We start from the raw sequence: 19012 nt of genomic DNA on the forward strand, positions 1-19012 counted from the left end.
CAAGGAGCTGGCCGACGCGGCTTCGGCGGGAGATGCGTTGGCGCTGCGCGCATTCGAGCGCGGGGCGCGAGCGCTGGCCGCGATGATCGCCTCAGTGGCGGCGGTATGCGACCTGGACTTAGTAGTGATCGGCGGGGGTGTGGCGAAGTCGGGGAACCTGCTCTTCGACCCGGTGCGGGCGGCGCTGGCCGACCATGCCCGGCTGGACTTTCTCGCCGGCCTGCGGGTAGAGCCGGCCCGGTTGGGCGGTGACGCGGGATTGGTCGGCGCGGCCCGGTTGGCCGGCTTCGGGTAGGCCCGGGCTAGGGGCGCAGGCCGTCCGCGCCCTGGTAACCGAGCAGTAGTCCGCCGACTCCGCCGAGTCCCGGGGTGCCGACGGGCACATTGGTCGCCACATTGCCGCCGTTGCCGCCGTTGCCGATCAGCACGGCGTTACCGCCGTTGCCGCCGTGACCGAGAGCGCCGAAGTGGCCGCCGGCGCCGCCGTTGCCTCCGTCGCCGATCAGGCCGGCGGTGCCGCCGGCACCGCCGTTGCCGCTGACGCCACCGCCGCCGACGCCGCTGCCTCCGTCACCGCCGGAACCGCCGAACCCGGCGAGCAGCCCGCCGTTGCCGCCCTGTCCGCCGTCGCCGCCGCGGGAGCTGCCTTGGCCGCCCGTGCCGCCGTCACCGCCGTCACCAAAGATTCCGGCTGCTCCACCGGCCCCGCCGGCACCGCCTTGGCCGGTGGTGCTGAACCCACCCGCGCCACCGGCGCCGCCGGAAGTGAACAGTCCGCCGTGGCCACCCGCGCCGCCGGCACCGGCGGTCGCTCCACCGTTGGCGGTTCCGCCGACCCCGCCCACACCCGCGGCGCCGAACAGACCACCAGTTCCACCAACCCCACCGGCGCCGCCGGTCACCGACGCGCCCAAGCCCCCGGCGCCACCGGCTCCGCCCAACCCGAACAGCAGGCCACCGGCGCCACCGTTTCCGCCCGCGCCGCCACTGGTCGCAACGCCGTTCAGCCCATATCCGCCGGTGCCTCCTGTGCCGCCATTGCCGAAGAGTCCCGCAGCGCCGCCGCTACCGCCGCGCCCGCCGGTTCCGGTGGTCGAGGTAGCCGAGCCGCCATTGCCCCCGTTGCCGATCAGCCATCCGCCGGGTGCACCGTTCTCCCCGGTTCCCGGACGACCATTGGCGCCGTTGCCGATCAGCGGACGTCCGGTCAGCGCCACGCTAGGGAAGTTGATGACGTCCAGAATTTCCTGCTGCAACGCTTGCAGGGGCGATACCGCCGCGGCCTCGGCATTGGCGTAGGACCTGGCGCCTGCGCCAAGAGCCTGGACGAACTCCTGATGAAAGGCCGCGATCTGATCGCCGAGTGCCTGGTACGCCTGGCCCGTCGAGTTGAAGAACGTCGCTATTGCCGCCGACACCTCGTCGGCGCCCGCAGCCACCAACTGAGTGGTCTGGGCCGCCGCCGCGGCATTGGCCGCCGTCAGCGCCGACCCGACACTGGACAGATCCGACACTGCTGTGACCATCGTCTCCGGCGCTGCGATCAGAAACGACACCCGACACCTCCCCGCGGATTGTTTCGCCCGGCGGAATCGGTCGCGCCGACCGCTAGGCAGGAGCTGAGCATATCCAGCTCTGCGGCCAACGGCCTGTTAGACGCGACCGTCGTTTTGGCTGATCGAACAGGCCCAAGCTATTGTGGTTGCCGATCCACCGAAGACCGTCGGTCACCGAGCAATCGGTTGAAGGTCCGGGAGCACTCCCGGCGGCCCACGCAGGAGGACGAGGCATTGCCGCCGGCGCGCGCGCCGGTATTCATCCGCCCCGGCCCATTCCTGCGCCGGGGCGTTCGTCGTTTCAGGTGGGTCTAGAAGCCAGACCAGACATCAGGAGGTAGGCATGGCCAGGGCTGACAAAGCCACCGCCGTTGCAGACATTGCAGAGCAGTTCAAGGCTTCGACGGCGACGGTCATCACCGAGTACCGCGGTCTGTCGGTGGCCAACCTCGCCGAGCTGCGCCGTTCGCTGGGAGACTCGACCACTTACGCGGTGGCCAAGAACACCCTGATCAAGCGGGCGGCGTCCGAAGCCGGCATCGAAGGGCTCGACGAACTGTTCGCCGGCCCGACGGCGATCGCGTTCGTCAACGGTGAGCCGGTCGACGCCGCCAAGGCCCTGAAGACGTTCGCCAAGGAGCACAAGGCGCTGGTCATCAAGGGCGGCTACATGGACGGTCACGCACTGACCGTCGCCGAGGTCGAGCGCATCGCCGACCTGGAATCCCGCGAGGTGCTGCTGGCCAAGCTGGCCGGCGCCATGAAGGGCAACCTCGCCAAGGCGGCCGGGCTGTTCAACGCGCCCGCGTCGCAGGTGGCCCGGTTGCTGGCCGCCCTGCAAGAGAAGAAGGGCTCCGACGCCCCCACCGAAGCTCCGGCTGCTGCCGAGGCAGAACCGGCACCGGCCGAATAACTCTAGAAAAACCCAAGTAACGAGAGAGGACCCACAATCATGGCAAAGCTGTCCAGCGACGAGCTGCTCGACGCATTCAAGGAAATGACCCTGCTGGAGCTCTCGGACTTCGTGAAGAAGTTCGAAGAGACCTTCGAGGTCACCGCGGCCGCTCCGGTCGCCGTCGCCGCGGCCGGCCCGGCCGGCGGTGGTGCGCCAGCCGAGGCTGCCGAGGAGCAGTCCGAGTTCGACGTCATCCTCGAGGCCGCCGGTGACAAGAAGATCGGCGTCATCAAGGTCGTCCGCGAGATCGTCTCCGGCCTGGGCCTCAAGGAGGCCAAGGACCTGGTCGACAGCGCCCCCAAGCCGCTGCTCGAGAAGGTCGCCAAGGAGGCCGCCGACGAGGCCAAGGCCAAGCTCGAGGCCGCCGGCGCCAGCGTCACCGTCAAGTAGTTCCTGCCGCGCTTCATTGCGCGAGCAGACGCAAGAGCCCCCGACACGCCACGTGTTCGGGGGCTTTTGCGTCTCCTCAGCGCAGTAGGGCGCGCTGTGACTCCCTGATCCGGTCGGGCGAATCGCCGAGAGCGACAAGCAGGTTCGTCGTCATCGCCCCGAGCACGGCCAGCACCGCCGATTCGTCGTCCCCATAGAACCCGGCCAGTTCGAGCATTACGAAACCGTGGATCAGCGCCCAGAATTGGGCCGCGGTCGCGACCACGGCGGTGTCGTCGTCCGCCGAACACGTCGTGATCCGGCCCTCGTGCATCGACCGGTGCACCGCGCGGACCACATGCGCGAAGCTCGGTTCGTGCTGCTCGATCTCGGCGAGCGTCAGCGTCAGCACGTTGCCGGCCGGCGCGTTGATGCCGTGGGCGCTGGTGCTGCCGAACATCAGCCGGTACATGTGGGGCCGCTCGATGGCGAATCGTCGGTAGGCGGCGCCGACGGCCATCAGGTCGGCCACCGGATCGTCGGTCGGATTCACCGTGAGCGCGGCGTCGAACTGCCGCAGCCCCTCCTCGGCGACCGCGGCTATCAGTTCACGCATCCCGCCGAAGTGGGTGTACACGGCCATCGTCGACGTTCCCGCCGCGCCGGCCACCTTGCGGGTTTGCAGCGCATCGGGCCCGTGCTCGTTGAGCAGCCCCACTGCAGCCTGCAGCAGCTCGTCGCGCACGCTGCGCTGAGTTTGGGAAGCAGTCATCCTTGCCATCTTCTCATCGAGGGCGTACGGTGCCAATAACGCTGAAATAACAATGTTATAGGAGCTCAGGGTGACCGCCGTACAATCTCTCGAAGTAAAGAATCCCTACCTGGACGGCTTCCTGGCGCCGGTGCGCGCCGAGGTGACCGCGACCGATCTCAAGGTCACCGGGCGCATCCCCGAGCACCTGACCGGACGCTATCTCCGCAACGGCCCGAACCCGGTCTCCGAGGTCGACCCCGCCATTTACCACTGGTTCAGCGGCGACGCCATGGTGCACGGCGTCGCGCTCGATGCCGGCCGGGCCAAGTGGTACCGCAATCGATGGGTCCGGACTCCGTCGGTCCGGGCCGCCCTCGGTGAGCCGGCCGCGACCGGCCTGAACCCCCGCGTGGGCATGTTGTCCGTCGGTCCCAACACCAACGCCCTGACCCACGCCGGACGGACCCTGGCGCTGGTCGAAGGCGGGGGCGCCAACTACGAGCTCACCGAAGACCTGGACACCGTTGGCCCCTGCGACTTCGACGGCACCCTGTTCGGCGGTTACACCGCGCACCCACACCGCGACCCGGCCACCGGGGAGCTGCACGCCCTGTCCTACGCCTTCACCCGCGGCCGCACGGTGCAGTACTCGGTGATCGACACGCAAGGACGGGCGCGCCGGACAGTGGACATCGAGGTGAGCGGGTCGCCGATGATGCACGACTTCTCCCTCACCGACAAGTACGTGGTCATCTACGACCTGCCGGTGACCTTCGACGCCCTGCAGATCATGCCCGTGGCCGTGCCGCGACGGCTGAGCGCGGCGGCCCGGCTGGTGCTGCAGTCGGTGCTGGGCCGCGTCCGCGTCCCCGGCCCGATCACCACGATGCTCAACCGCAACCAGCAGCCGATGCACCGGATGCCGTATCGATGGGACGCCGACTACCCCGCGCGCATCGGCGTCCTGCCCCGCGACGGCGACAACCAGGACGTGCGCTGGTTCGACATCGAACCCTGCTACGTCTTCCACCCGCTCAACGCCTACACCGAGACGCGGGACGGCGCCGAGGTACTGATCCTGGACGTGGTGCGCTACTCGCGCATGTTCGAACGCGACCTGCGCGGTCCCGGCGAGAGCCGGCCGACCCTCGATCGCTGGACCATCAACTTGAGCACGGGTGCGGTGAAAACCGAATGCCGCGACGACCGCTCGCAAGAGTTCCCCCGGATCAACGAGACCCTGACCGGTGCCCGGCACCGGTACGGCTACACCCTCGGCTTCGACGGCGGTTACCTGTCCGCCGGGCTCCACGAGATGTTCACCACGGTCTACAAGCACGACTACGCCACCGGATCCAGCACCGTGGCGGCCCTGGATCCCGAACTTTTGATCGGCGAGATGTCCTTTGTGCCCAACCCCAGTGCCGATCCCGCAAAACAGGCCGAGGACGACGGGATTCTGATGGGTCTGGGCACGCACCGCGGCCGCGACGAGGGCCAGTTGGTGCTGCTGGACGCCCAGACGCTGGAGACGGTCGCGACCGTGCATCTGCCGCAACGGGTGCCGATGGGTTTTCACGGCAACTGGGCTCCCGCACAGTAGGTCGCGGAACACAATCGCGCCCAGGATTGTTATCTTCCCAACCCTGATGCCGCGCCGTTGGCGTGCGCTACAGTGACTCAAGCCACAGAAGGCCTGGTGGCGAGTTCGCGCGTCGACGGAAGGGATCTCCCATGGGCGTCAGCATCGAGGTCAACGGACTCACGAAGTCCTTCGGATCCTCGAGGATCTGGGAAGACGTCACGCTCGAGATCCCCTCCGGGGAGGTCAGCGTGCTGCTTGGGCCGTCAGGTACCGGCAAGTCGGTGTTCCTCAAGTCCCTCATCGGTCTGCTGCGGCCCGAGCGCGGCTCGATCATCATCGACGGCACCGACATCATCGAGTGCTCCGCCAAGGAGCTGTACGAGATCCGCACCCTGTTCGGCGTGCTGTTCCAGGACGGCGCGCTGTTCGGCTCGATGAACCTTTACGACAACACCGCGTTCCCGCTGCGCGAGCACACCAAGAAAAAGGAAAGCGAGATCCGTGACATCGTCATGGAGAAGCTGGAAATGGTGGGTCTCGGCGGCGACGAGAAGAAGTTCCCCGGTGAGATCTCCGGTGGTATGCGCAAGCGTGCCGGCCTGGCCCGCGCCCTGGTGTTGGACCCGCAGATCATCCTCTGCGACGAGCCGGACTCCGGTCTGGACCCGGTGCGTACGGCCTACCTGAGCCAGCTGATCATGGACATCAACGCGCAGATCGACGCGACCATCCTGATCGTTACGCACAACATCAACATCGCCCGCACCGTGCCGGACAACATGGGCATGTTGTTCCGTAAGCACCTGGTCATGTTCGGGCCGCGCGAAGTGCTGCTGACCAGCGACGAGCCGGTGGTCCGCCAGTTCCTCAACGGCCGCCGTATCGGCCCGATCGGTATGTCCGAGGAGAAGGACGAAGCCACCATGGCCGAGGAGCAGGCCATGGTCGACGCCGGCCAGCACGCCGGCGGTGTGGAGGACATCGAGGGCGTGCCGCCGCAGATTCAGGCCACGCCCGGCATGCCCGAGCGCAAGGCCGTCGCCCGCCGTCAGGCCCGGGTACGTGCGATGCTGCACACCCTGCCCAAGAACGCCCAGGCCGCGATCCTCGACGACCTTGAGGGCACCCACAAGTACCAGTCGCACGACTACTGATCTCGGGGTTGATATCGGGCCGCATAGCGGCCTCGCGCTCGATTTTCGCTTGCCGGGATTCTGAACGGCTGCTGCACGCCTGCGGTCGGTCGTGGCCGCCGGTCTGCGCTGGCTCGACGTGAAAGTTTCCCGTTAACTTCCCACAACTTGCCGCATGCCCCCCTTGACGACGAGGCCCAAACGGGCCAATCTGTTGGGCAGCATGTGTCGTACCTGTCCAAGGCAATCTGAGGTGCCAGCCAGCGCCACTTCCCGCGGACAGCTATGACCGCTGATTTGTGTGGGTATTTGAGGAATGCGCCGTCCTGCGCTATTGTTGGACGTTGCGCTGGCTACTTCCTGCCCACCTCACCCGCCACTGACACCGTGGTCTTAGCCTGAGCCCCTTTTGCGGCTCAGCTATTCGGTTGCGTGCGTGAGACCCGGACAGTTCGTCCGCCAGCCGAACCGACACAATTATCTGCGGCGAACAGACCCTCGGCGGGCAAGGCCACTTCCCTTAGCGGGCAAGGCCACATCGCAAGGGCTCTCATAGTCGCACGAGGTGCTGGAAGGACGCATCTTGGCCGATTTCCGCCAGAGCTCAAACAACTCCGTACCTGGGGCGCCGAACCGGGTGTCCTTCGCCAAGCTCCGTGAACCGCTCGAGGTTCCGGGGCTGCTTGACGTTCAGACCGATTCCTTCGAATGGCTGATCGGCTCGCAGGACTGGCGCGACCGCGCGATCGAGCGTGGCGAGGTCAACCCCAAGGGCGGCCTCGAAGAGGTACTCGACGAGCTGTCGCCGATCGAGGACTTTTCCGGCTCGATGTCGCTGTCTTTCTCCGACCCGCGCTTCGACGAGGTCAAGGCGCCGGTCGACGAGTGCAAAGACAAGGACATGACGTACGCGGCGCCGCTGTTCGTCACGGCCGAGTTCATCAACAACAACACCGGCGAGATCAAGAGCCAGACGGTGTTCATGGGTGACTTCCCGATGATGACGGAGAAGGGCACCTTCATCATCAACGGCACCGAGCGTGTGGTGGTCAGCCAGCTGGTGCGGTCGCCCGGTGTGTACTTCGACGAGACCATCGACAAGTCCACCGAGAAGCTGCTGCACAGCGTCAAGGTGATCCCGAGCCGCGGCGCTTGGCTGGAGTTCGACGTCGACAAGCGCGACACCGTGGGTGTGCGCATCGACCGCAAGCGCCGCCAGCCCGTGACCGTGCTGCTCAAGGCCCTCGGCTGGACTAACGAGCAGATCCACGAGCGATTCGGCTTCTCCGAGATCATGATGGGCACGCTGGAGAAGGACAACACCGCGGGCACCGACGAGGCGCTGCTGGACATCTACCGCAAGCTGCGTCCGGGCGAACCGCCGACCAAGGAGTCGGCGCAGACCCTACTGGAGAACCTGTTCTTCAAGGAGAAGCGCTACGACCTGGCTCGCGTCGGCCGCTACAAGGTCAACAAGAAGCTCGGCCTGCACGCCGGCGAACCGATCACGAGCTCGACGCTGACCGAGGAAGACGTCGTCGCCACCATCGAGTACCTGGTCCGTCTGCACGAGGGTCAGCACACGATGACGGTGCCCGGCGGCTCCGAGGTGCCGGTGGAGACCGACGACATCGACCACTTCGGCAACCGCCGGTTGCGCACCGTGGGCGAGTTGATCCAGAACCAGATCCGGGTCGGCATGTCCCGGATGGAGCGCGTCGTCCGCGAGCGGATGACCACTCAGGACGTCGAGGCGATCACGCCGCAGACCCTGATCAACATCCGGCCGGTCGTTGCCGCGATCAAGGAGTTCTTCGGCACCAGCCAGCTCTCGCAGTTCATGGACCAGAACAACCCGCTTTCGGGTCTGACCCACAAGCGCCGCCTGTCGGCGCTGGGCCCCGGCGGTCTGTCCCGTGAGCGTGCCGGCCTGGAAGTGCGTGACGTGCACCCCTCGCACTACGGCCGGATGTGCCCGATCGAGACCCCCGAAGGACCGAACATCGGTCTGATCGGGTCGCTGTCGGTGTACGCCCGGGTCAACCCGTTCGGCTTCATCGAGACGCCTTACCGGAAGGTTGTGGACGGGGTTGTTTCTGACGAGATCCACTACCTGACCGCCGACGAGGAGGACCGCCACGTCGTGGCGCAGGCCAACTCGCCGATTGACGCCAACGGCCGGTTCGTCGAGCCGCGCGTGCTGGTCCGCCGGAAGGCGGGCGAGGTCGAGTACGTGCCCTCGTCCGAGGTGGACTACATGGACGTGTCCCCGCGCCAGATGGTGTCGGTGGCCACCGCGATGATTCCGTTCCTCGAGCACGACGACGCCAACCGTGCCCTGATGGGCGCCAACATGCAGCGCCAGGCGGTTCCGCTGGTGCGCAGCGAGGCGCCGCTGGTGGGTACCGGCATGGAGCTGCGTGCTGCCATCGACGCCGGCGACGTCGTCGTCGCCGAGGAGGCCGGGGTGATCGAGGAGGTGTCGGCCGACTACATCACCGTCATGCACGACGCCGGCACCCGGCGCACCTACCGGATGCGCAAGTTCGCCCGCTCCAACCACGGCACCTGCGCCAACCAGTCGCCGATCGTGGACGCGGGGGACCGGGTGGAAGCCGGCCAGGTGATTGCCGACGGCCCGTGCACCGAGAACGGTGAGATGGCCCTGGGCAAGAACCTGCTGGTGGCGGTCATGCCGTGGGAGGGCCACAACTACGAGGACGCCATCATCCTGTCCAACCGCCTCGTCGAGGAGGACGTGCTGACCTCGATCCACATCGAGGAGCACGAGATCGACGCCCGCGACACCAAGCTGGGCGCCGAGGAGATCACCCGGGACATCCCGAACGTCTCCGACGAGGTGCTGGCGGACCTGGACGAGCGCGGCATCGTGCGCATCGGCGCCGAGGTCCGCGACGGCGACATCCTGGTCGGCAAGGTCACCCCCAAGGGTGAAACCGAGCTGACCCCGGAAGAGCGGCTGCTGCGCGCGATCTTCGGTGAGAAGGCCCGCGAGGTCCGTGACACCTCCTTGAAGGTGCCGCACGGCGAATCCGGCAAGGTCATCGGCATCCGGGTGTTCTCTCGTGAGGACGACGACGAGCTGCCCGCCGGCGTCAACGAGCTGGTCCGCGTGTACGTGGCCCAGAAGCGCAAGATCTCCGACGGCGACAAGCTCGCCGGCCGGCACGGTAACAAGGGCGTCATCGGCAAGATCCTGCCGGTGGAGGACATGCCGTTCCTGCCGGACGGCACTCCGGTGGACATCATCCTGAACACCCACGGTGTACCGCGACGGATGAACATCGGCCAGATCTTGGAGACCCACCTGGGGTGGGTGGCCAAGGCCGGCTGGAACATCGAGGGCACTCCCGAGTGGGCGACCAACCTGCCCGAGGACCTGCGGCACGCCCAGCCGAACCAGATCGTCTCGACGCCAGTGTTCGACGGTGCCAAGGAGGAGGAGCTGCAGGGTCTGCTCGGCTCGACGCTGCCCAACCGCGACGGCGACGTGCTGGTCGACGCCGACGGCAAGGCGGTGCTGTTCGACGGGCGCAGCGGTGAGCCGTTCCCGTACCCGGTGACCGTTGGCTACATGTACATCATGAAGCTGCACCACCTGGTGGACGACAAGATCCACGCCCGCTCCACCGGCCCGTACTCGATGATCACCCAGCAGCCGCTGGGCGGTAAGGCGCAGTTCGGTGGTCAGCGGTTCGGTGAGATGGAGTGCTGGGCCATGCAGGCCTACGGCGCCGCGTACACGCTGCAGGAGCTCTTGACCATCAAGTCCGACGACACCGTCGGACGGGTCAAGGTCTACGAGGCGATCGTCAAGGGCGAGAACATCCCCGAGCCGGGCATCCCGGAGTCGTTCAAGGTGCTGCTCAAGGAGCTGCAGTCGTTGTGCCTCAACGTCGAGGTCCTCTCGAGTGACGGTGCGGCGATCGAGCTCCGCGAGGGCGAGGACGAAGACCTCGAGCGGGCCGCGGCCAACTTGGGAATCAACCTGTCGCGCAACGAATCCGCTTCCGTCGAGGATCTTGCCTGATCTTTCGGTCCGTTAGGGAAACCCAGTTTTAAGTAGTTACTAAACCCGCAAGGGGAAAGGGAGTTACGTGCTAGACGTCAACTTCTTCGATGAACTCCGCATCGGCCTGGCTACCGCGGAGGACATCCGTCAGTGGTCCTACGGCGAGGTCAAGAAGCCGGAGACCATCAACTACCGCACGCTCAAGCCGGAGAAGGACGGCCTGTTCTGCGAGAAGATCTTCGGACCGACTCGCGACTGGGAGTGCTACTGCGGCAAGTACAAGCGCGTGCGCTTCAAGGGCATCATCTGTGAGCGCTGCGGTGTCGAGGTGACTCGCGCCAAGGTGCGTCGTGAGCGGATGGGTCACATCGAGCTGGCCGCTCCGGTCACCCACATCTGGTACTTCAAGGGTGTGCCGTCGCGTCTGGGCTACCTGCTGGACCTGGCGCCGAAGGATCTCGAGAAGATCATCTACTTCGCCGCGTACGTGATCACCGCGGTCGACGAAGAGATGCGCCACAACGAGCTGTCCACGCTGGAAGCCGAGATGGTGGTGGAGCGCAAGGCCGTCGAGGACCAGCGTGACGCCGACCTGGAAGCCCGCGCGCAGAAGCTCGAGGCCGACCTGGCTGAGCTGGAGGCCGAGGGCGCCAAGGCCGACGCCAAGCGCAAGGTGCGCGACGGCGGCGAGCGGGAGATGCGCCAGCTGCGCGACCGCGCGCAGCGCGAGCTCGACCGGCTCGAGGACATCTGGAACACCTTCACCAAGCTGGCACCCAAGCAGCTGATCGTGGACGAGAACCTCTACCGCGAGCTGCAGGACCGCTACGGGGAGTACTTCACCGGCGCCATGGGTGCGGAGTCGATTCAGAAGCTGATCGAGAACTTCGACATCGACGCCGAGGCCGAGAACCTGCGTGAGGTCATCCGAAGTGGCAAGGGGCAGAAGAAACTTCGCGCGCTCAAGCGCCTGAAGGTGGTCGCCGCTTTCCAGCAGTCCGGTAACTCCCCGATGGGCATGGTGCTCGACGCGGTGCCGGTCATCCCGCCGGAACTGCGTCCGATGGTGCAGCTCGACGGTGGCCGGTTCGCCACCTCGGACCTCAACGACCTGTACCGCCGCGTGATCAACCGCAACAACCGGCTCAAGAGGCTGATCGATCTCGGCGCGCCCGAGATCATCGTCAACAACGAGAAGCGGATGCTGCAGGAGTCGGTGGACGCGCTGTTCGACAACGGCCGCCGCGGACGTCCGGTCACCGGGCCGGGTAACCGCCCGCTGAAGTCGCTGTCCGATCTACTCAAGGGCAAGCAGGGCCGGTTCCGCCAGAACCTGCTCGGTAAGCGTGTCGACTACTCGGGCCGTTCGGTGATCGTGGTCGGCCCGCAGCTCAAGCTGCACCAGTGTGGTCTGCCCAAGCTGATGGCGCTGGAGCTGTTCAAGCCGTTCGTGATGAAGCGACTCGTCGACCTCAACCACGCGCAGAACATCAAGAGCGCCAAGCGGATGGTGGAGCGCCAGCGCCCGCAGGTGTGGGACGTCCTCGAAGAGGTCATTTCCGAGCACCCGGTGTTGCTGAACCGCGCACCCACCCTGCACCGGTTGGGCATCCAGGCCTTCGAGCCGATGCTGGTGGAAGGCAAGGCAATTCAGCTGCACCCGTTGGTGTGTGAGGCGTTCAACGCCGACTTCGACGGTGACCAGATGGCCGTGCACCTGCCGCTGTCCGCGGAGGCGCAGGCCGAGGCCCGCATCCTGATGCTGTCGAGTAACAACATCCTGTCGCCGGCCTCTGGCCGCCCGCTGGCCATGCCTCGACTGGACATGGTGACCGGCCTGTACTTCCTGACCACCGAGGTGGCGGGGGACAAGGGCGAATACCAGCCGGCCGCCGCCGACCAGCCCGAGGTTGGTGTGTACTCCTCGCCGGCCGAGGCCATCATGGCAGCCGACCGCGGGGTGCTTTCGGTGCGCGCCAAGATCAAGGTGCGGCTGACCCAGCTGCGGCCGCCGGCCGAGGTGGAAGCCGAGCTGTTCGGCGCCAACGGTTGGCAGCCGGGCGATGCCTGGGTGGCCGAGACCACGCTGGGCCGGGTGCTGTTCAACGAGCTGCTGCCGCTGGGCTACCCGTTCGTGAACAAGCAGATGCACAAGAAGGTGCAGGCTTCGATCATCAACGACCTGGCCGAGCGCTACCCGATGATCGTCGTCGCACAGACCGTCGACAAGCTCAAGGACGCCGGCTTCTACTGGGCGACTCGGAGCGGCGTGACGGTCTCGATGGCCGACGTGCTGGTTCCACCGCGTAAGAAGGAGATCCTCGACCACTACGAGGAGCGTGCGGAGAAGGTCGAAAAGCAGTTCCAGCGTGGCGCATTGAACCATGACGAGCGCAACGAGGCACTGGTTGAGATCTGGAAGGAAGCCACCGACGAGGTCGGTCAGGCGCTCCGCGAGCACTACCCGTCGGACAACCCGATCATCACAATCGTCGACTCGGGCGCCACGGGTAACTTCACGCAGACTCGAACGCTGGCCGGCATGAAGGGCCTGGTGACCAACCCGAAGGGTGAGTTCATCCCGCGTCCGGTCAAGTCCTCCTTCCGTGAGGGCCTGACCGTGCTGGAGTACTTCATCAACACCCACGGTGCTCGAAAGGGTCTGGCGGACACCGCGTTGCGTACCGCCGACTCCGGCTACCTGACCCGTCGTCTGGTGGACGTCTCTCAGGACGTCATCGTGCGCGAGCACGACTGCCAGACCGAGCGCGGCATCGTCGTCGAACTGGCCGAGCGTCAGCCGGACGGCACGCTGATCCGTGACCCGTACATCGAAACCTCGGCGTACGCACGGACTTTGGGCACCGACGCGGTCGACGAGGCAGGCAACGTCGTCGTCGCGCGCGGCGAGGATCTGGGTGACCCGGAGATCGACGCCCTGCTGGCGGCCGGCATCACGTCGGTCAAGGTGCGTTCGGTGCTGACCTGCACCACCGGCACCGGCGTGTGCGCCACCTGCTACGGACGCTCGATGGCCACCGGCAAGTTGGTCGACATCGGCGAGGCCGTGGGTATCGTCGCCGCCCAGTCCATCGGTGAGCCGGGCACGCAGCTGACCATGCGTACCTTCCACCAGGGTGGTGTGGGTGAGGACATCACCGGCGGTCTGCCGCGTGTCCAGGAGCTGTTCGAGGCCCGCGTGCCGCGCGGCAAGGCCCCGATCGCCGATGTGACTGGCCGGGTCCGTCTCGAGGACGGCGAGCGCTTCTACAAGATCACCATCGTCCCCGACGACGGTGGCGAAGAAGTGGTCTACGACAAGCTGTCCAAGCGTCAGCGCCTGCGGGTGTTCAAGCACGAGGACGGCTCCGAGCGGGTGCTCTCCGACGGCGACCACGTGGAGGTGGGCCAGCAGCTGATGGAAGGCTCGGCCGACCCGCACGAGGTGCTGCGTGTGCAGGGCCCGCGCGAGGTGCAGATCCACCTGGTCCGCGAGGTCCAGGAGGTCTACCGCGCCCAGGGTGTGTCGATCCACGACAAGCACATCGAGGTCATCGTCCGCCAGATGCTGCGCCGCGTCACGATCATCGATTCGGGCGCGACGGAGTTCCTGCCCGGTTCACTGATCGACCGTGCGGAGTTCGAGGCGGAGAACCGTCGGGTGGTGGCCGAGGGCGGCGAGCCCGCCGCCGGTCGTCCGGTGCTGATGGGTATCACGAAGGCGTCGCTGGCCACCGACTCGTGGCTGAGTGCGGCGTCGTTCCAGGAGACCACGCGGGTCTTGACCGATGCGGCGATCAACTGCCGCAGCGACAAACTCAATGGTCTGAAGGAGAACGTGATCATCGGAAAGCTGATCCCGGCCGGTACCGGTATCAACCGGTACCGCAACATCCAGGTTCAGCCGACCGAAGAGGCCCGCGCCGCGGCGTACACCATCCCGTCGTACGAGGACCAGTACTACAGCCCGGACTTCGGTCAGGCCACCGGTGCTGCCGTTCCGCTGGACGACTACGGGTACAGCGACTATCGCTAGATAGCGCGTCCGCGCAAAAGCCCCCGCACGCAACGCGTGTCGGGGGCTTTTGCGGTCTGCTCGCGCAACCTAGGCGACCGTGAATTCGTGGGTCGTCGCCAGGAACGGCTGCAGCCGACGGTGACTGTCGCGCGCCATGCCGTGGTGCACAATGCGATACGTTCCCGGCGCAGCATCCGTCGGGATGTCCCAGGTGATCCTGACTCGCGACCCGCTGCGGCCGTCGCGCTGCCACCGGAACGTCGTGCACCAGTCCCCGTCATCGGCCACCCGCACCCACTGGTCACCGTCGAGGCGAAGCACCTCGACGTAGGTTCGGTTGCGGTGCAGGTCGTTGTTGGGGTGGGCGCTGACGAATACCGCTTCGGCGGTTGTGCCGCGCCGGCAGGTACCGGTCGGCTCGGCCAGGATCGAGCCGAATGAGCCGGTGTCGGCGCGAACGTCGCGTAACCAGCTGCGGGGCTTGTGGGGCTTGGGCCCGGGTCCGGGATCAATTGGGCGACCGTCGCGCATCGCTTCGGCCAGCCCGGCCACCGTCTGCATCAACGCCGGCAGCTCCCAGCGGCCGAACAAGGTGCTCCCACCCTCGTAGCGTTGTTCCAGATATTCCTCGGGCGTGGTCACGTAGTGGATGTAGGCGTTGCAATAACCCACGCACAGCACGTCATTGAGCTCGGCGCCGACGATCGAGGCCACCGTGCGACGCAGTCGGAGTCCCGAGACGATCGTTGGCTCGCCGGGGATACCGATCAGATAAAGCCGGCCGATCCGCACCAGATGTACCGGCACGATCTCCTGCACGAATGGCTGGAGCCGGTTGACCAGGTGAGCGGGCACCACGATGCCTTTCGGGGCGTGTGCCGCCCGCATTCGCTCCGACAACCGGTAGATTCCGCCGGAAAGCTTGTCCCAGAACGGGTTCCGCCCTTGCCGGAAGCCGCGGAAACCCTCGCCCTCGTCGGTGCCCGCCATCGTGGCGGCGGCGATCTGCGCACGTCCTGTGTAGTGCTCCTGCCCGTCGGGGGTGTATTCGCCGCGCACCCGCACCGCGCCCAGGTCGACGTAGGTGAATCGCGAGTCCACGCCGGTGCCGATCGGTGTGCCGTTGTCCAATTGCGAGAAGGCGTCCTGGAACTGGCACATCCCGATGCGCTGGGTGTTCGCCAGCTCGTCGGCCACCGTCGATGGGCCGTAGGCGATGGGTCCGTCGACATGGGGGCTCATGTCACCCGGATTGGTCTGTGCGAACGCGGCGATGAGGTCGGGCTGTCCGTCGAGGTAGTCGGCCGCGCCGACCGTGCGTTCCCAGTGGTAGGCCGCGAAGCCCTTGTTGTCACTGGACACCAGGACATTGCGGTTGGTCATGCTCGTGCCGTGTGTGGCGAAGAAGTGGACCGCGCCCACGGTGCGGTCGTCGCGATCGATGCGCACCAGTGTGGTGAGGGGATCGATGCGGCCGGGGAAGAAATCTCTGTCGTGCACGGGGTTCCGGTCGAACGACGACGGCGACCGGTTGATGCTGGCGTCGCGTAGCTCGCCGTGCGACAACGTCACATCGGCGGGCGCGACGTCGTCGTGCGCGTATCGCACCGACTCGACGATCCCGTCGACGATCGCCCCGAACGTCGCGGGCCGGAACCCGCTCGTCGACAGGTTGTAGAGCAGGTGCCCGCAATAGCCGCCCGGCCCCGAGTGGGTGTGCGTGGTCGTGATGATGGTGTTTTGAGCGGTATAGGTGCTGCCGTACGACGCGGACAACCGGCGCAGCACCTCGTCGGTGACGTTCTGCATGGGCAGCGGCAGCTCGGCGACCACCAGCAGCAGCCGCGACTTCCCGTCGTCGAAGACGAACGCGCGCGATCGCAACCGAAGGTGGATGCCGGCGGTGCGCTGCTCGGTCTTGCCGTAGCCGAGCATGCCGCATTCCGTGGCCTCTCCGGTGATGTCAGCGATGCCCCGTCCTACTGAAAGGCCCACAGACACCATCGCCCGTCCTCCATCCTGTTGGCTACGGACTCACACCCTATGCGCATCACTAAACTGGCCAAGTGCTTATTGGTTCGCATGTTCGTGGAGACGATCCCCTGGCCGCGGCCGCCGCGGACGGTGCCGACGCGGTGCAGTTTTTCCTGGGTAACCCGCAAAGCTGGAAAAAGCCCAAGCCGCGCGACGACGCCGAGACGCTGAAGGCGTCCAGCATCCCGCTGTACGTACATGCGCCCTATCTGATCAATGTGGCCTCGGCCAACAACCGCATCCGGATCCCGTCGCGCAAGATTTTGCAGGACACCTGCGACGCGGCCGCCGAAATCGATGCGACGGCGGTGATCGTGCACGGTGGCCACGCGGACGACAACGACATGGAAGCCGGTTTCGACCGGTGGGTGAAGGCGTTGAAGTACCTGGAAACCGATGTGCAGGTTTATCTGGAGAACACCGCGGGCGGGGACCACGCGATGGCCCGCTACTTCGACACCATCGGCCGGCTGTGGGACCACATCGGTGACACTGGCATCGGCTTTTGTCTGGACACCTGCCATGCATGGGCGGCGGGTGAGGCGTTGGTCGACGCCGTCGAGCGGATCAAGGCGTTGACCGGTCGCATCGACCTGGTGCACTGCAACGACTCTCGGGACGCGGCCGGGTCGGGCGCCGACCGGCACGCCAATTTCGGCACCGGCCAGATCGACCCGGAACTGTTGGTCGCCGTCGTAACCGCCGCCGACGCGCCGGTGATCTGCGAGACCGCCGACGAGGGCCGCAAGGACGACATTGCCTTCCTGCGCGAGCACACCGGCTAATCGCCCTCGCGGCCATTACATCCTCTTGTGCGGTTGTCGGGAAAATGTAACATGAGGGCTATGCCAGATACGCACGTCGTCACCAACCAGGTTCCGCCCCTCGAGAACCACAACCCGGCCACCTCGGCGGTCCTGATGGAAGCCCTGATCCGCGAAGGCGGCCAATGGGGCGTGGACGAGGTGACCGAACTCGGCGCCATCAACGGCAGCGCGCAGGCCCAGCGCTGGGGCGAACTGGCCGACCGCAATCGTCCGGTGCTGCACACCCACGACCGTGTCGGGCACCGCATCGACGAAGTGGAATACGACCCCGCCTATCACGAGCTGATGCGCACGGCCATCGTCCACGGCCTACACGCAGCACCCTGGGCCGACGATCGGCCGGGGTCGCACGTGGTGCGGGCCGCCAAGACATCGGTATGGACCGTGGAGCCGGGCCACATCTGCCCGATCTCGATGACATACGCCGTCGTCCCGGCGCTGCGATTCAATCCGGAACTCGCCGCGGTGTACGAGCCGCTGTTGACGAGTCGCGAATACGACCCGGAACTCAAGCTGGCCGCGACCAAAGCCGGCATCACCGCGGGCATGTCGATGACCGAGAAGCAGGGTGGCTCCGATGTGCGGGCCGGAACCACCGAGGCCACCCCCAATGGAGACGGCACCTACAGCCTGCGGGGCCACAAGTGGTTCACCTCCGCTCCGATGTGCGACATCTTCCTCGTGCTGGCTCAGGCGCCGGGTGGGCTGTCGTGCTTCATGCTGCCGCGCATCCTGCCCGACGGCACCCGCAACCGGATGTTCCTGCAACGACTCAAGGACAAGCTCGGCAACCACGCCAACGCGTCCAGCGAGGTCGAGTACGACGGCGCCACCGCCTGGCTGGTCGGCGAGGAGGGCCGCGGTGTCCCGACCATCATCGAGATGGTCAACCTCACCCGGCTGGACTGCACGCTGGGCAGTGCCACCAGCATGCGCACCGGCCTGACCCGCGCCATCTACCACGCGCAGCACCGAAAGGCCTTCGGCGCGTACCTGATCGACCAGCCGCTGATGCGCAACGTGCTGGCCGACCTGGCCGTCGAGGCCGAGGCCGCGACGATCGTGGCGATGCGGATGGCCGGTGCCACCGACAGGGCGGTTCGCGGCGACCAGCGCGAGGCGCTGCTGCGGCGCATCGGGCTGGCGGCCAGCAAGTACTGGGTGTGCAAACGCTCCACCCCGCATGCCGCCGAAGCCCTGGAGTGCCTGGGCGGCAACGGATACGTCGAAGATTCCGGTATGCCGCGGCTCTACCGTGAAGCCCCGTTGATGGGGATTTGGGAAGGTTCGGGCAACGTGAGCGCGCTGGACACCTTGCGCGCCATGGCCACTCGACCGGAGTCAGTCGAGGTGCTGTTCGACGAGTTGGCGCAGAGCGCCGGTCAGGATGCCCGGCAGGATGCGCACGTCGCGCGGTTGCGCGAGCAGCTCGCCGCTCTGGAAACGATCCAATACCGTGCCCGCAAGGTTGCCGAGGACATCTGCCTGGCGTTGCAGGGCTCGCTGCTGGTGCGGCACGGGCATCCGGCTGTTGCCGAGGCGTTCCTGGCCACCCGCCTCGGCGGGCAGTGGGGTGGAGCGTTCGGCACGATGCCGGCCGGTCTGGATCTCGCGCCGATTCTTGAGCGTGCTCTAGTTAAGGGATGACCCGCGCCGGCGACGACCAACCGCCCCGGCGACGATGCAGAGCGTCAGCGATGAGGAGGAGCGGCGCAATGACCCGCGCGGCGACGATGCAGAGCGTCAGC

General features: G+C 66.6%; 12 protein-coding genes. 9 read left to right on the top strand and 3 right to left on the bottom strand.

The genetic code is table 11. From position 1 onward, the window contains the following. On the top strand, window positions 1-295 hold a 295-nt coding region (locus tag BN972_RS30105; RefSeq protein WP_036352569.1), incomplete at its 5' end, for an ROK family protein. A 7-nt stretch (window positions 296-302) separates the two neighbouring features. Here BN972_RS30105 and BN972_RS02655 read toward each other — a convergent pair. Beyond that, window positions 303-1556 carry a PE family protein gene (locus tag BN972_RS02655; protein WP_036352572.1) on the bottom strand — a complete coding sequence of 418 codons (1254 nt, stop codon included), beginning with the start codon at window positions 1554-1556 and terminating at the stop codon, window positions 303-305. Between the two features lie 343 nt (window positions 1557-1899). On the opposite strand from BN972_RS02655, the gene rplJ reads away from it, so the two are divergent. Both rplJ and rplL read left to right on the top strand, forming a co-directional pair. Then, complete coding sequence (gene rplJ / locus BN972_RS02660) at window positions 1900-2469, top strand: 50S ribosomal protein L10 (RefSeq protein WP_036352575.1); 570 nt, start codon at window positions 1900-1902, stop codon at window positions 2467-2469. Window positions 2470-2508: 39 nt separating this feature from the next. Then, window positions 2509-2901 carry a 50S ribosomal protein L7/L12 gene (rplL, locus tag BN972_RS02665; RefSeq protein ID WP_036352578.1) on the top strand — a complete coding sequence of 131 codons (393 nt, stop codon included), beginning with the start codon at window positions 2509-2511 and terminating at the stop codon, window positions 2899-2901. A gap of 76 nt (window positions 2902-2977) precedes the next feature. Here rplL and BN972_RS02670 read toward each other — a convergent pair whose 3' ends face one another. Continuing rightward, a complete protein-coding gene (locus BN972_RS02670) occupies window positions 2978-3661 on the bottom strand; it encodes a TetR/AcrR family transcriptional regulator (RefSeq protein WP_099050980.1) in 684 nt (227 codons plus the stop codon). A 61-nt stretch (window positions 3662-3722) separates the two neighbouring features. Here BN972_RS02670 and BN972_RS02675 point away from each other — a divergent pair, with 61 nt between their 5' ends. The 4 genes from BN972_RS02675 to BN972_RS02690 all read left to right on the top strand — a co-directional run bounded on the left by BN972_RS02675 (window position 3723) and on the right by BN972_RS02690 (window position 14421). Continuing rightward, complete coding sequence (locus BN972_RS02675) at window positions 3723-5237, top strand: carotenoid oxygenase family protein (RefSeq protein ID WP_036352583.1); 1515 nt, start codon at window positions 3723-3725, stop codon at window positions 5235-5237. A 131-nt stretch (window positions 5238-5368) separates the two neighbouring features. Beyond that, on the top strand, window positions 5369-6373 hold the full coding sequence (locus tag BN972_RS02680) for an ABC transporter ATP-binding protein (protein WP_036352586.1): 1005 nt from the start codon (window positions 5369-5371) through the stop codon (window positions 6371-6373). A 544-nt stretch (window positions 6374-6917) separates the two neighbouring features. Continuing rightward, window positions 6918-10403 (top strand): DNA-directed RNA polymerase subunit beta, encoded by a 3486-nt coding sequence (rpoB, locus tag BN972_RS02685; RefSeq protein ID WP_051544984.1) that lies wholly within the window; start codon window positions 6918-6920, stop codon window positions 10401-10403. 67 nt (window positions 10404-10470) lie between these two features. Next, window positions 10471-14421 (top strand): DNA-directed RNA polymerase subunit beta', encoded by a 3951-nt coding sequence (locus tag BN972_RS02690; RefSeq protein ID WP_036352589.1) that lies wholly within the window; start codon window positions 10471-10473, stop codon window positions 14419-14421. A 69-nt stretch (window positions 14422-14490) separates the two neighbouring features. On the opposite strand, the gene BN972_RS02695 is transcribed toward BN972_RS02690, so the two are convergent. Continuing rightward, window positions 14491-16398: a neutral ceramidase gene (locus tag BN972_RS02695; RefSeq protein WP_261785862.1), complete on the bottom strand. Its 1908-nt coding sequence runs from the start codon at window positions 16396-16398 to the stop codon at window positions 14491-14493. 71 nt (window positions 16399-16469) lie between these two features. Here BN972_RS02695 and BN972_RS02700 point away from each other — a divergent pair, with 71 nt between their 5' ends. Beyond that, complete coding sequence (locus BN972_RS02700; protein ID WP_036352593.1) at window positions 16470-17222, top strand: deoxyribonuclease IV; 753 nt, start codon at window positions 16470-16472, stop codon at window positions 17220-17222. A gap of 60 nt (window positions 17223-17282) precedes the next feature. Beyond that, complete coding sequence (locus BN972_RS02705; protein WP_036352596.1) at window positions 17283-18911, top strand: acyl-CoA dehydrogenase family protein; 1629 nt, start codon at window positions 17283-17285, stop codon at window positions 18909-18911. The last annotated feature ends 101 nt before the right edge of the window (window positions 18912-19012 follow it).

This window comes from Mycobacterium asiaticum DSM 44297 (assembly GCF_000613245.1).
GTDB classification, from domain to species: domain Bacteria; phylum Actinomycetota; class Actinomycetes; order Mycobacteriales; family Mycobacteriaceae; genus Mycobacterium; species Mycobacterium asiaticum.

Bases quoted from the DNA above. Each gene is read 5' to 3' on its own strand.
- BN972_RS02680 (WP_036352586.1), top strand. From the start codon at position 5,369: ATGGGCGTCAGCATCGAGGTCAACGGACTCACGAAGTCCTTCGGATCC.
- BN972_RS02705 (WP_036352596.1), top strand. From the start codon at position 17,283: ATGCCAGATACGCACGTCGTCACCAACCAGGTTCCGCCCCTCGAGAAC.
- rplL (WP_036352578.1), top strand. From the start codon at position 2,509: ATGGCAAAGCTGTCCAGCGACGAGCTGCTCGACGCATTCAAGGAAATG.
- BN972_RS02670 (WP_099050980.1), bottom strand. From the start codon at position 3,661: ATGGCAAGGATGACTGCTTCCCAAACTCAGCGCAGCGTGCGCGACGAG.
- rplJ (WP_036352575.1), top strand. From the start codon at position 1,900: ATGGCCAGGGCTGACAAAGCCACCGCCGTTGCAGACATTGCAGAGCAG.